The following is a 13,078-nucleotide window of genomic DNA, read 5'->3' as shown; positions in this document are numbered from 1 at the left end:
AATGGCTACGCCAGAATTAAATATTTGCGCAGCATAAAGGTCTTATGTTGGGATTTACCGAGTATCGGGAATTATATTTAGATATATCTTGATTTGAGATATATCTAAATATATATCGAACGTATGAAACACAAAAGACATATGGAAGACGGCCACCAAAAAGGCAGCAAAGGACACCATGGTGGGCGGCGCGCAAAGCGCCTGTTCGACTATGGAGAGTTGAGACTACTTGTCCTCGCGATGGTGCTGGAAAAGCCGCGTCATGGTTATGAAATTATCAAAACAATCGCAGATCGGTTCGAAGGACAATACACCCCAAGTCCGGGCGTGATGTATCCAACACTTTCGTGGCTCGAAGATGTGGGCTACATCACGCTTTCCCCAGAAGATGGGGGGCGAAAGCTGTCGCGGATCACACCAGAAGGCGAGTCCTTTGTGACTGCCAACCGTGCGGCAGTTAACGAAATCTTGACCCGTCGCATGACGGAAAACATGGCCTTCAATAAAGGAGGTGATGTGGTGATCGCAGCAATGGATCGTCTCAAAGGCGCGTTGCGCAGTCGACTTTCAGGCCCGACATCCGACCCGGACGATAAGACCGAAATCGCAGCGGCGATTGATGAGGCCGTACAAAAGATCACAGGTGGTATTGCGTCCAAAAGCGGTGCGCAACCCAAAGATTTTTCCAGCGACACCTCTGAGCAAATCATCACACGGCATAGGTTCGATACCAAGCGGCGCGCACTTACGGTCACCAAGGCCAGCTATCTAACGCCGCATATGATCCGCACCGTCCTCACAGGGGACGATCTGGATGACTTTGTAAGCCTTTCTTATGATGATCACATCAAGCTGTTCTTTGATCAAGGCGCAGATAAACCTGCAATGCGCGACTACACACCGCGCGCCTATGACACAAAGGCCAAGACCCTCACTCTGGACTTTGCCATACACGAAGCAGGGCCTGCAACAGATTGGGCGATACAGGCGCAAGAAGGCTCTGAGTTGACCATTGGTGGCCCGCGTGGGTCCGCCGTGGTGGCCCCCATTTTTGATTGGTATCTGTTGATCGGAGATGAAACGGCACTGCCCGCCATTGGCCGCCGTGTCGAAGAATTGCCCGAAGGGGTGGACGTGATTACGTTGACGTCTGTACCAGAAGTGGCAGATGAACAAGTGTTTGAGACGGCAGCCCATCACACTGCGCATTGGGTGCATCGTCCTATTGCGGACGCCGCCGACCCCGCGCCTGTGCTTGATGCTCTCAAAGGCCTGACCTTGCCCAAAGGCAAAGGGTTCGTATGGATTGCAACAGAAGCGAAAGTGGCCCGTGCCGTGCGCGACCACGTAACCGATGAGCTAGGGCATCCTATGACGCAGATGAAAGCCTCGGGATATTGGACCAGTGGCAAAGCAGCTGGCGAAGATAAAAGCCTCGCATAAGCAATCACACCACTGACATACCAAACGAGCGGTTTTCGGGCCGCTCGTTTTTGTTCAAGGCCGGTTTTTGAAAACCGTCAAAGAAGTTCGCTTACGTACCTAAAAGAAAATCCAGATCAGATTTCCAGCCCTTTAGGAGATGCAGCGGTAAAGGGTAGAATTGCACACTTGATATAACGCGCTGTTGTTCTCTAGCTTTTATCAACAGGAGCCAAATCCAACCAGCGGATGGGTTACTTTGTTAAACTTGCCCCCCCTCTAACAAGTGCTTATGTTTCATACCAACAATTTGAGTGCGCAAGGGACCTGACGTGGCAAATTTTCTATACCAAAACGATCTTCCCGATGATCTTGACCTTGGCTCTATGGTGGCCATCGACTGTGAGACCATGGGCCTTAACCCCCATCGTGATCGTTTGTGTTTGGTTCAACTGTCGGGCGGCGACGGAAATGCGCACCTTATTCAAATTATGCCCGGCCAAACAAAAGCACCGAACCTGTGCAAAATACTTGCCGACCCTAAGGTTTTGAAGCTTTTCCACTATGGTCGCTTTGACATTGCAGCGATGGAAAATGCTTTTGGCACACGCGCGCAACCTGTGTATTGCACCAAAATCGCATCTAAACTGGTGCGGACATACACGGATCGCCACGGTTTGAAAAATCTGCTGGACCAGTTGTTGAAAGTCGATATTTCAAAATATCAACAGATGAGCGACTGGGGCGCGCGTGATCTGAGCAAAGCCCAGCTTGATTATGCGGCATCTGACGTTTTGTACCTGCATAAACTGCGGGATCGGCTCAATGAAATGCTGGTCCGAGAAGGTCGCATGGAATTGGCACAATCATGTTTTGATTTTCTTCCTACACGTGCAGCGCTGGATCTTAAGGGGTGGCCTGAACTCGATATTTTTTCCCATTAAATTCTCAAGCTGCACCAAAGTACGATCACGCAAAAGCCCTATCGCCCTAAAGAAAGCCGAACCATGACACTCCCTCAAACATTTCTATCCGTGGGGCAACGCGTGATTCGCCGCGAAGCAGAAGCACTGACCACCTTGGCTGACACACTCGGCGAGACCTTTGTCACAGCCACGTCTTTGATATTGGGTGCCAAAGGTCGAACCATTGTGACGGGCATGGGGAAATCTGGGCACATTGCTCGCAAGATCGCAGCCACCTTTGCATCAACAGGAACACCGGCGCACTTTGTTCACCCTGCAGAGGCCAGTCACGGCGATTTGGGTATGATCGGCAAAGACGATGTTGTGTTGATCCTATCAAATTCCGGTGAGACACCCGAACTTGCCGACATGATTGCTTATACACGCCGGTTTCAAATCCCGATGATTGGTGTGGCGTCCAATCCAAACAGTTCGCTGATACGGGCCTGTGATGTGCCGCTGATTTTACCAAAAGCTGAAGAGGCCTGCGATCAAGGGATTGTTCCCACTACATCAACGACCATGACCCTCGCGCTTGGAGATGCTCTTGCCATTGCGTTGATGGATCATCGCAGCTTCACCGCAGATAACTTTCGGATGCTACATCCGGGTGGCAAACTAGGCGCACGCTTGACCAAAGCAAGCGATCTTATGAACACCGATCTGCCGCTGGTGCGTCCAGATACCCCGATGCAGGACACGCTTGATGTAATATCGGCCAAAGGTTTTGGTGTTGTGGGGGTTATTGGCCCAGACGGTGAACTCGCAGGAATCATCACCGATGGAGATTTACGCCGCAACATTGATGGGCTTTTGTTCAAAACAGCGGGTGACATTATGACAACAAATCCGTTGACGATTGCCGCTGATGCTTTGGCAGAAAAAGCACTGGCCCGCATGGATGAACGATCCATCACCTGCCTTTTTGTGCGGCATTCCGCCGAAGATGGCCGACCTTGCGGTATTCTGAAAATTCAAGACTGTCTTCGCGCAGGCATTGTGTAAAGACAGCCCCATGGCGCATTTTGATAATTTTCACTCACGTCTCGTTGCAAGGGCAAAGATTTTTCTGCCCTTGGCCAGCCTTGCGCTGCTTGCAACGCTTTTTCTATTCGCACGCGGCGGCGAGACGACCTATGATATTCCCTATGCACGGGTGGATATTGAATCTCTTGCCCGTGAACAACGGATCGATGGCCCGACATTTGCGACAGTGACAGACGATGGCGCAGAACTTGAAATATCAGCAGGTCGTGCGCGCCCTGATCCTTCAAACAAAAACGTCGTGAACTCAACACAAGTCCGCGCCGAATTGAGACTGCCAGACAAAAGTGCCGTTTCTATGATTGCAAATGACGCTGTGATTGACGGGCCAAGCCGCATCGCCGAGTTATCCGGCAACGTGCGCGTGCAAACGACAACGGGCTATGCCATTGAAACCGATTATATTGCGGCCACACTGAACCTCTCAAAGATTGAAAGCCCAAGCACGGTCACGGGACAGGCCCCTTCTGGAAATATTTCAGCAGGATCGATGGAAATTTCAAAGAACGAAGACAGTGGTGAGTACCTTCTTGTTTTCAAAAATCGCGTTAAGCTGATATACCAACCATAAGCAAATTTGGGGAACACTGTGCAAGCATTCAAATCACTTCTGACTTCGGCATGCGTCGCCGCTGGGTTGCTTATTATGCAAACCCCCGCTTTTGCTCAGGGGGCCGAGGTCACATTTGGTGGGCTAAAACACGACAGCTCACTCCCCGTTGAAATCACATCAGACCAATTGAGCGTTGATCAATCCACAGGCAAAGCGATCTTTTCAGGTGATGTCTTGATCGGTCAGGGCGCACTGCGCCTATCCGCAACGACGGTCGAGGTGATCTATGGTGCAAACGACGCTACCAAAATTTCAAAACTGATTGCTACAGGTGGCGTGACGTTTGTGAATGGCGGTGAAGCGATCGAATCACAACGTGCCGTGTATGACATCCAAGCCGCCACTGTCGCGCTCTCAGGTGACGTCATCTTAACCCAAGGGGCAAATGCACTGTCGGGGCAAAGCATGATAGTCGACCTTAAGACTGGTACAGGCCGGATTGAAGGGCGTGTAAAAACGATCCTTCAGCCAGGTCAGCAATAATGCCAGACTCTCAAGACTTGGGCTTGCGCGTGCGAAACCTGCGCAAAGGATACCGCAAACGTACCGTCATCAGAGACGTCTCGCTTGACCTCAATCGCGGTGAAGTGGTGGCTTTGCTTGGGCCAAATGGATCTGGAAAAACCACGTGCTTTTACTCAATCGCAGGTCTTGTGACCCCCGAAGCGGGTCAAGTTATCGTTGATGGACGCGACATTGCAAAACTACCGATGTACCGACGCGCAAAGCTTGGGATTGGCTACCTACCGCAAGAAGCGTCCATCTTTCGTGGGCTTTGCGTTGAAGACAACATTCTATCGATTTTGGAAATCGCAGAAAGTGATCCTTTGATTCGCCGAGAGCGGCTTGAAGAATTGCTCAACGAATTTTCAATCGGCCACCTGCGCCGCGCCCCTGCTCTGTCGCTATCCGGCGGAGAACGGCGGCGTGTCGAAATCGCGCGCTGCCTTGCATCAAATCCCTATTATGTTTTGCTCGACGAACCCTTTGCTGGTGTTGATCCTATTGCTGTTGGTGAGATACGCAGCTTGGTTTCCGACCTAAAAAATCGCGGCATCGGGGTCTTGGTGACGGATCATAACGTTCAGGAAACATTAGGAATTATTGATCGCGCCTATATCTTACATGACGGTCAAGTTTTGATGTCGGGCACCACGCGTGAAATCGTCGAAGACGAAACAGTTCGTCGCGTCTATTTGGGTGAAAATTTCCGCTTTTGATAACCCTCGTTTCAGCTTGTGGTTGACATCCACCCCCTTTGTGCAGCCAAATACACTTGATGCATAACCGTCGTTTCAAAGAATGTGGTTGGGCTGTCAAAGCTCGGAACCACACGGACACCGCCCCAACCAAAGGTTTGGGACACGTCCAACGTTTGTGCAGCAAAATCCCGCAATTAACAAAATCCAAAAACTCCCCTTTGCGTCACGTTTATATCGCCGGTGAGTTTAAATAAACAAAAGGAGGTATCATGCGGTACCAAATTAGCGGAAAGCAAATAGACATTGGCGAAGCTCTGCAAGGCCACGTCAAAACTGAACTTGGCGTCATTATTGAGAAATATGCAGAACGCCCAACTGGCGTGACCGTCATTTTTTCGAAAAGCGGTTCAGAATTCAACTGCGAGGCGGTGATTCACCTCTCAACAGGTCTCACGGCTCAAGCCCACGCGCATGCACACGATATCTACGCTGCATTTGACCAATGTGCCGCGAAAATGGAAAAACAATTGCGCCGCTACAAGCGCCGTTTGAAGGACCATCACTCGCATCGCGCCGAACCGGTTGAACTTGCGGGTGCTTCAGCGTATATCCTCGCCGCAACGGACCACGAAGAGGATCAAGAACCCGATTCCCTGCAGCCAATGATTATCGCAGAGACTGAGACGCACGTACCCACCTTGACGGTAGGCGAAGCGGTTATGCAGATGGAACTGGCAGGCGCACCTGTTGTTGTGTTTCACAAAGAAGGTAAGACCGGAGTAAATGTCGTTTACCGCCGCCCTGATGGGAATTTCGGCTGGATCGACCCAAATAACGCAAACTGAAAATCTTGGCCCGCCTTGCGCATCGGCCAAGGCGGGTAACAGTATACACATGGAACTTTCTGAAATTTTGCATCCCGAGGCCGTTAAGGCTTTTGGGAAACTGACCAGTAAAAAACGTCTTTTCTTGGACTTGGGCGAGGTTGCTGGTGCTTGTTATGGGCTGGAAGTTAATTCCGCCGTCAATGCGCTACAAGACCGCGAAAGCCTTGGGCCGACTGGCGTTGGCCACGGCGTAGCCTTGCCACATGCCCGCATTGAAGGACTGGACCGTGTCGTTGGTGCATTCTTTCGCCTTGATACACCGCTCGACTTTGATGCCGTGGATCGTCAGCCTGTTGATCTTATTTTCGCATTATTTGCGCCAGCGGAATCTGGTGTGGACCATCTGAAAGCGCTGGCACTTGTATCACGAACAATGCGCGACCCTGACACCTGTACCAAACTGCGCTCGAATGCAGATGCGACAACGCTTCATGCTATCTTGACAGCTGGGCCTGTGATCAAAGCCGCATAGGCGGCGCTTCAACGCCAGTCTGTGAACCCAAACATCATGTAGTCTTTTTGATAGGCACCGCGCACAGCAGCCTCAACATCTGCATCGTAGATGTCAGCAAGTATGTAAGGCGTATCTTGCGGCTGCATCATTGATACAGGCCACCCCTCTGCGCCGGGCAGTCGCAACAGATCCTGTGTCAATTCAGCTTCGCGAAAAATGTGATCGGGCAGTGCGAACTCTGAAAATCCATTGATGATTTCAGATTGTGATGCCCAGCTTCCATCCACTCGAATCGACGTTTGCCCCCCAAGGTTGCCTTTTATAAAATGCGCAAACTTGATGAAGGCCTCACGGTGCGTGGAAATAGAATATGTATCAGCATTGTTTGAAAGCGGTAATTTGTATGTGGTTCTAAGCTGTTCACGGATTTCGCCAAACGTGTGCTCACCAACAGTTGCGATGTGCTTGCAAAAGGCGCGATGCAACCGCACCACGGGATGCGACACCACGGTAAAACTTCGATGATTTTTACTGTTGCGTTTCCATTTGCGCAGCGTCTTTTGCGTAAATCCGTGGATCAAGCCAGCATCATCTGTGCCCAAATTTTCAAGCCAGTGCTTTACCGCATCTTCTGGCCCGCAGCGCACTGGCAAATACAAGAGGGGCGCCCCTTTTGCTGCGATAAATGTTGGGACGGCTGGTCCGCGGCGTGGCTCAAAGTTTGGCGTGTTGGACAGGTTGAAGTGATCAATTGATGAAAGGGCGCTCACCATTTCTTTGAAATTGATTACCTTGTCTTCTAGGCTCGATGGATTTTGAACTTTAGTTTTCTGAACTGTCTTGCTGCGCGCCTCAGCCACGCCTAAAAACTTTGCCAGACCGTTGATTACATCAATATCCTGTACATCCTCGTAAGAAATATAAAACGCGGTCTGCCCTGTCGTCTGTAGTCCTCGCAAAAGCTGCATTTGAAACTGCTTGACCGATTCGAGCATTCTATCAAATTCCAAACCGTCAAAGCTGACCTTTACACTTTTTGCGTCCTTTAAATCGCCAAGCCGCCACTGACCTGTTGCGCTCGCAATTTTAAGCGACACGTAACTTTCAAGCGGATTTCGCGTGAGAATAATTTTAGCACAGCGCGGATCATTCAAAATAGGTGCCAGCATGCGCGGATCATGGTCATGGAAATACCGAAAACCATCAAGTCCACTTGAGCGGTTTTTCAATCGCTCAAGAAGCTTCATCGGGTCCGCTTCGCGTTGCTCTAATGTGATCCCTTCGAAATCTGAATTGCTGGGTTTTCCAACAAAATGAGGATTATAGATTTCCCCCCAGCACGCGAGGTTCGGATAAGAATTCACATTCTCTTCTAGAAAGTTAGAACCCGTTCGCATCTCTGCGAAAATTACAAAATAATCAAAATGTTGGGACATGTGTTATTTTACCAAATAGGGTTTTTTACGATCATACAGCGGGGATTCAATATCAGACACCATGGGAAAATCTCCCATCAAATGTGGGTGCATACCCTGATTTTTCAGATTTTGCAGAAACTGCCCAAACCCAGTCAAATCACGCATACGAGGGGCTTGGGCTAAACGGCGCACATTGCGCGGACTAATTTCATCAATGATTGCTTGCAAAGGCTCTAGGCGGCTCTCGATGAAATCCGCCATCGTCCAAATGCGTACACGTGCTTTGGCGTGCCGTGAGCGCAGGACTTCTAGGTGCTGGGTTTCAATTTTCTGCAACCGCGCCGCTTCGCGCCGAATTTCAGAAAAATCTAGATTTGAACGAAACAACGTGACAGCCCAAGCACCAGAAATCACAGAAATTTGTGCATTGTCGTCAGTTGCGATCAACCAGTTGATTTCTTGATTGTCGCGTGGCCCATACATAAAACACTGCCGCTCACCGCGCGTGTTCCAAATCAGGTTGGTTAGAAAACCGCAAGGATTGTAATCTCGCAAAGTGGCGTGGTGTGACATCGCACCTGAAAATATCTTTTGGTCACCAGAAAATTCAGCGCCCTCTGGCGCAAACAAATGGCCATGCACGCGCTCCCCAACCGCCTGAGACAGCCAATCATCGAAATCCTCGAATAGATCCGAAAAGCCTTCAAAAATAGAATAGGGCGCACATGTTTTATTATGCCCCTTGCCCGGTCCAGGCTGACGACTTTGCATATAAAGACCGGCCCGTCCTTCAGTGCGACGTTCGACAGCTTTTGAAAAAATGCGATCAATCTTGCCCGGATTAGGCTCTGCCCTCTTCATCGAATTAGTCTGTGGGCTTAAAAATGTATCGTAAAGACGATCTGCTTTATTCCAAATTTTGCGTGCTACAAAGCAATCTGAACGCCGCAACAGTTGCAAGTGATCATCATAAAATGTATGGGGCTTGCCCTGATAATCAAATTTTGAAAGCGTCAAAGACCGGCTTTCAATATTATTGGAATACAGTCTGACAAGCGTTTGGTAATAGCTTTCGTCCGGAATCCATACTTTTTTAAAGTAGGCATCATGGGCCTTGCGATCAGGGTCGGTTAGAATGGCATTCAGAGTTTGACGGGTCAAACACCACCACTGCGACCCCATATGCGGCACAAGGCCGTCAGGGATTTTACGCTTAAAGCCCACACGCCGCTGAAGCTTGACATAGCGGTCAAAAAGCTTTCGTTGCCTTTTCCAAGAGAACGGGAACCGTAACGTAAACCGTTCAAAATCAAGGCCGCCGACAGTCCAAGGTACGTCTTCGGTCGTGACGCTTTCGATAAAATTTGTCATCGGGCGATCGGCCAAATAGTGAATCAAATCGTCGACGGGGCGTAAAGGCAAACACGACCCTGACGACAGGTAAACATGACGCACCTCGGGAAAACTGTTCAACATCATTTCCGATGCATCTTGCGAGGCAGCCACCAAAGACCATGTGCCCCACTCGCAGGTATGCCTGTTCGAAAACTTTATATTCTCTATGTCTGAAAGGCTTTCGAAAAAGGAAATATATGCGTCCTGAGAAACGCGTTTATCGACATGAATGACAACGGGGCAACCATGGGCAGCAAGGTGCCGAGCCACTTGTTCGGCGCGGTTCAGTGTTTCATGTACAAGCATGACAAACCCCACGCTCATGCCCAATTTCCTTTTGATATAAGCCCCAAAATTTCGAGTTGACGCCAGTTTATATATTTTTCAGACCAATTGCACCACAACTCTGGGTCGTCCTGTAGTCTGTTGTGATAGGCTAAATATTCGCGGCTGCCCGCATAATGCTGGCGTCTTTTCAACTCTTCTTCGGTCTTTTGAACAAACGTGCTAAGGAATTTGGTGTGCAGCAATGCACCAGAGGCTTTTTCGCCCCCTTCTGTTGCGTAAACGTGGTTCAGACGGCGCGGTAAAAGCATGTGCGTGGAGTGCATATAGACATAGTCTTTGTGCCATTTTACCAGCGGGATTTTGTTTAAAGACGGCGCATTGACTGGGTCATCATTAAAGAAAACCCGCGCCCGAGGCCCACCTTGAATCCAAAGATTTTGGTACTCCGCGTTGGTCGACAACATATAGTTACCACTGTCAAACCATTGCGCGATTTTCATGGGATCCATACCCTCTTGGTAAGGCTGCGCATCAATTGGCCCTTTAGGGTACATATCAATCAACATTGCAGAAAAAGACTGGACACCGGAGTTATCAAGCCAATCAGTCAAAGCCAAAATGGGGCGCGTGTCGCAAAATGGAAAAACGAAAAATTCATCAACATCCACTGTCAAAGTCCAATGGTTGTGGCAATATTTTCGGGCAAGACCATTCATCCAATGTACACCATACAGTGCTTTTTTGTAGCTCGCGGCAGTATGCCAAAGTGACACGTCTTTTTCACCTATAAGATATTCACGCGACCCATCATCGCTGTCATTATCAATGAACAAGAAATGTTTCACACCAAGGTCGCGGTAATACTTCATGAAATAGGGTAAACGAATACGTTCATTGCGCAGCGTACACACCAAAAGGACGTCATCTTTTTGGATCGCAGTCGTATTGTTTTGGAGGCAAGTCAGCTGGCGGCTTTTCCGGTAAGCTCGGATCAACCGCTGTTTGCGGCGAAGCCTAAGGCGATATTGCTTTAGTCGACTCAACTTCAGCCCTTTTCCATTTTATACTGAGTACTACGCGCGTCCGTGCTCTGGACAAACTTTGAAATCTACAACAAAATTTCAGCGCTTATTCAGCGCCCCGTACATCACAAACATACGCCAACCTTGCTTTTCTCTATCTAAATAGGGACTTATTCCATTTTCGTAAACAATGCATTGTGAGGTTGGAAACATTGTTGCTCTGTTACAAGACTAAACCCAGCGCCCACGCGTCAATAGGCCTTCGTCTTCCAGCGCCTTCCACCCACGATAGATATGCGAGGTTTCGTCCCAAAATATAGGGTCAGACGCCACTTTATTGTAATAATCATTGTAGGATTCAGGATGCGTAAAATGCTCTTTGCGCAGCGGTTCAGCGGTTGAGTAAAGCAATGCTTCATTTAGAAATTTGGCGTGCAGCAACACCCCTGTCGGTAACTCATGGCGCGCATCAAATCCAATATTAAGCTGCGTGGGCAGTGCGATATGAGTGGAGCTGACATAGACATACCACCAACGCCATTTAATCAACGGGGTCTTATGCATATGCGGAGCAAGTTCCGGTCTGTCTTTGAAAAACTTACGCTTTCGTGGACCGCCTCGAATGGAAATATTCTTATATTTCGACTGAAACTCCCAATCGTAGCCTTGAGCATCGTAGTAGCCAAGCGCATCTGTAAAATGTGCACCGACAGTATACGGAGCCGCACTCAGCTGCGCTTTGGGGTAAAGGTCTAACATCAAAGCCGAAAAAATAGATACGCCATGGGCATCAAGCCAAGAGGTCATGTCTTTTAAATTTCGTGTCTCATGATGCGGGATAACCAATGCTTCGTCCGCATCAAGGGTTAAGCACCAATGGCCACGCCCATAGCGCATTTGTAGCCACGTAAGCCAATCCATGCCAAACCGCGATGCCCTATAGCTTTTGGGTGTGCGCCACAAAGACACATCGGGTTGTGCCTCTAAATAGGCCCCCGTCCCATCGTCACTGCCATTGTCCACCATCAAAAACTGCGAAACGCCAAGTGCCCTGTGGTGCTCAAGAAAATAGGGCAACCGCACCATTTCATTGCGTACAGTTGCGAAACACAAAATGTCACTGGGTTGAATGTCTTTGGTGCGATTGGCAACACAAGATAGTTCTCGCCGTTTGCGTATCGCACGCAAAAGTAGCCTACGGCGCCGTAAGCGCAGGCGATACTTAAGCCAAGCTTCTGCAATTAAGCTCATTTGGTTTTCTGGTTATTTTTCATAATGGCCAGTTTGATGCCAATTCCATGCATCTTCAATCATAGTTTTCATGTTGGATCGCTCAGGAAGCCAACCAAGTTCGGTGACCGCACGCTCTGATCCCGACACAAGCTTGGTGCAATCGCCGGCGCGGCGCGGCCCTTCGACATGCGGCACTTGTTTGTTGGTCACAACACGCGATTGTTCCAATACCTCACGGACAGAAAACCCTTTGCCCGTTCCGAGATTGAAAACACGACTGCCTTTGTCATTCTCAAGCCATTTAAGACCCAAAACATGCGCATCGACCAAGTCGCAAACATGCACATAATCACGAATACAGGTACCATCCGGTGTATCGTAATCGGTGCCAAAGATTGTTAACGCATCGCGTTTTTCCGTAATCGCATCAAGCATAAGCGGGATCAGATGTGTTTCTGGCTGGTGAAACTCACCAACTTCACCCTCTGGGTCGCAACCAGCAACATTGAAGTAGCGAAAGATAACGCTTTTCAGGCTATGGGACTGCTCAAAGTTTGCCAATATATCTTCGATGGTACGCTTGGAGGCCCCATAGGAATTGATCGGCAACTGCACTGAGTCTTCGTTCAGCACAATATTATCTTGATCGCCATAAGTCGCACAAGTCGACGAAAACACAAAGTTCAAACAGCCAGCATCTGCCGCTGCCTCAATCAACTGCAAAGATCCGATGACATTGTTGCGCCAATATTTTCCAGGGTCTTTCATGCTTTCACCGACTTGACTAAAGGCGGCAAAGTGCATCACTGTGATTGGCTGATATTTAGAGAATACCTCATCCAAGCGGGCGCGGTCCAAAAGGTCCCCCCGCTCAAACGGGCCAAACTTAACGGCATCCTCCCAACCGGTGGACAGATTGTCAAATGTGACAGGAACATAGCCGGCCGCACGCAATTTTTTACACGCGTGCGACCCAATATAACCAGCACCGCCGGTCACAAGAACATTTTGTGTCATCTTAGCCCTTACTGTGCCGCTCCGCGAGATGCAGACAATTCATCAAGATACTCTTGAAGTTCATCGCGCAACTCTGGACGCGACAGGCCAAATGAGATTGACGCCTGAAGAAAGCCTG

At 49.3% G+C, this 13,078-nt stretch carries 13 protein-coding genes; 8 read left to right on the top strand and 5 right to left on the bottom strand.

From position 1 onward, the window contains the following. Positions 1-123: 123 nt before the first annotated feature. The 8 genes from BM025_RS14255 (at position 124) to BM025_RS14220 (ending at position 6,605) form a co-directional block, all read left to right on the top strand. Positions 124-1,443: an SIP domain-containing protein gene (locus tag BM025_RS14255; protein ID WP_085849788.1), complete on the top strand. Its 1,320-nt coding sequence runs from the start codon at positions 124-126 to the stop codon at positions 1,441-1,443. A gap of 311 nt (positions 1,444-1,754) precedes the next feature. Next, positions 1,755-2,366, top strand: a complete 612-nt coding sequence (locus BM025_RS14250) for a ribonuclease D (protein ID WP_085849787.1) — start codon at positions 1,755-1,757, stop codon at positions 2,364-2,366. Positions 2,367-2,429: 63 nt separating this feature from the next. Then, a complete protein-coding gene (locus BM025_RS14245) occupies positions 2,430-3,392 on the top strand; it encodes a KpsF/GutQ family sugar-phosphate isomerase (protein ID WP_085849786.1) in 963 nt (320 codons plus the stop codon). 10 nt (positions 3,393-3,402) lie between these two features. Continuing rightward, positions 3,403-4,002, top strand: a complete 600-nt coding sequence (gene lptC / locus BM025_RS14240) for an LPS export ABC transporter periplasmic protein LptC (protein ID WP_085849785.1) — start codon at positions 3,403-3,405, stop codon at positions 4,000-4,002. Positions 4,003-4,077: 75 nt separating this feature from the next. Next, the gene (gene lptA / locus BM025_RS14235; protein WP_085849808.1) at positions 4,078-4,527 is read left to right on the top strand and encodes a lipopolysaccharide transport periplasmic protein LptA; all 450 of its coding nucleotides are present in this window, start codon (positions 4,078-4,080) and stop codon (positions 4,525-4,527) included. After that, positions 4,527-5,264, top strand: a complete 738-nt coding sequence (gene lptB / locus BM025_RS14230) for an LPS export ABC transporter ATP-binding protein (RefSeq protein WP_085849784.1) — start codon at positions 4,527-4,529, stop codon at positions 5,262-5,264. Before lptA ends, lptB begins: the two co-directional genes overlap by 1 nt. Positions 5,265-5,515: 251 nt before the next feature. Further along, positions 5,516-6,091 carry a ribosome hibernation-promoting factor, HPF/YfiA family gene (hpf, locus tag BM025_RS14225; protein WP_085849783.1) on the top strand — a complete coding sequence of 192 codons (576 nt, stop codon included), beginning with the start codon at positions 5,516-5,518 and terminating at the stop codon, positions 6,089-6,091. A gap of 49 nt (positions 6,092-6,140) precedes the next feature. Then, the gene (locus tag BM025_RS14220; RefSeq protein WP_085849782.1) at positions 6,141-6,605 is read left to right on the top strand and encodes a PTS sugar transporter subunit IIA; all 465 of its coding nucleotides are present in this window, start codon (positions 6,141-6,143) and stop codon (positions 6,603-6,605) included. 8 nt (positions 6,606-6,613) lie between these two features. Here BM025_RS14220 and BM025_RS14215 read toward each other — a convergent pair whose 3' ends face one another. The 5 genes from BM025_RS14215 to galE form a co-directional block, all read right to left on the bottom strand. Beyond that, on the bottom strand, positions 6,614-8,023 hold the full coding sequence (locus BM025_RS14215) for a nodulation protein NodH (protein ID WP_085849781.1): 1,410 nt from the start codon (positions 8,021-8,023) through the stop codon (positions 6,614-6,616). A 3-nt stretch (positions 8,024-8,026) separates the two neighbouring features. Beyond that, a complete protein-coding gene (locus tag BM025_RS14210) occupies positions 8,027-9,724 on the bottom strand; it encodes a DUF5927 domain-containing protein (protein WP_085849780.1) in 1,698 nt (565 codons plus the stop codon). Beyond that, a complete protein-coding gene (locus tag BM025_RS14205) occupies positions 9,721-10,653 on the bottom strand; it encodes a glycosyltransferase family 2 protein (protein WP_370738066.1) in 933 nt (310 codons plus the stop codon). The genes BM025_RS14210 and BM025_RS14205 overlap by 4 nt, the downstream gene beginning before the upstream one ends. A gap of 288 nt (positions 10,654-10,941) precedes the next feature. Next, a complete protein-coding gene (locus BM025_RS14200; RefSeq protein ID WP_085849778.1) occupies positions 10,942-11,961 on the bottom strand; it encodes a glycosyltransferase family 2 protein in 1,020 nt (339 codons plus the stop codon). Positions 11,962-11,973: 12 nt separating this feature from the next. Further along, a complete protein-coding gene (gene galE, locus BM025_RS14195) occupies positions 11,974-12,960 on the bottom strand; it encodes a UDP-glucose 4-epimerase GalE (protein ID WP_085849777.1) in 987 nt (328 codons plus the stop codon). Positions 12,961-13,078 lie beyond the last annotated feature (118 nt).

The sequence above is a fragment of the Pacificibacter marinus genome (assembly GCF_900109555.1).
GTDB classification, from domain to species: Bacteria; Pseudomonadota; Alphaproteobacteria; order Rhodobacterales; family Rhodobacteraceae; genus Celeribacter; species Celeribacter marinus_C.
The sequence above is the reverse complement of the archived record's forward strand: the minus strand, read 5'-3'. Positions and strand labels throughout refer to the sequence as shown.

Coding starts and splice junctions, on each gene's coding strand:
- BM025_RS14210 (WP_085849780.1), bottom strand. CDS start 9,724: ATGAGCGTGGGGTTTGTCATGCTTGTACATGAAACACTGAACCGCGCC.
- BM025_RS14200 (WP_085849778.1), bottom strand. CDS start 11,961: ATGAGCTTAATTGCAGAAGCTTGGCTTAAGTATCGCCTGCGCTTACGG.
- hpf (WP_085849783.1), top strand. CDS start 5,516: ATGCGGTACCAAATTAGCGGAAAGCAAATAGACATTGGCGAAGCTCTG.
- BM025_RS14220 (WP_085849782.1), top strand. CDS start 6,141: ATGGAACTTTCTGAAATTTTGCATCCCGAGGCCGTTAAGGCTTTTGGG.
- lptA (WP_085849808.1), top strand. CDS start 4,078: ATGCAAACCCCCGCTTTTGCTCAGGGGGCCGAGGTCACATTTGGTGGG.
- BM025_RS14215 (WP_085849781.1), bottom strand. CDS start 8,023: ATGTCCCAACATTTTGATTATTTTGTAATTTTCGCAGAGATGCGAACG.
- lptC (WP_085849785.1), top strand. CDS start 3,403: ATGGCGCATTTTGATAATTTTCACTCACGTCTCGTTGCAAGGGCAAAG.
- BM025_RS14245 (WP_085849786.1), top strand. CDS start 2,430: ATGACACTCCCTCAAACATTTCTATCCGTGGGGCAACGCGTGATTCGC.
- galE (WP_085849777.1), bottom strand. CDS start 12,960: ATGACACAAAATGTTCTTGTGACCGGCGGTGCTGGTTATATTGGGTCG.
- BM025_RS14255 (WP_085849788.1), top strand. CDS start 124: ATGAAACACAAAAGACATATGGAAGACGGCCACCAAAAAGGCAGCAAA.
- lptB (WP_085849784.1), top strand. CDS start 4,527: ATGCCAGACTCTCAAGACTTGGGCTTGCGCGTGCGAAACCTGCGCAAA.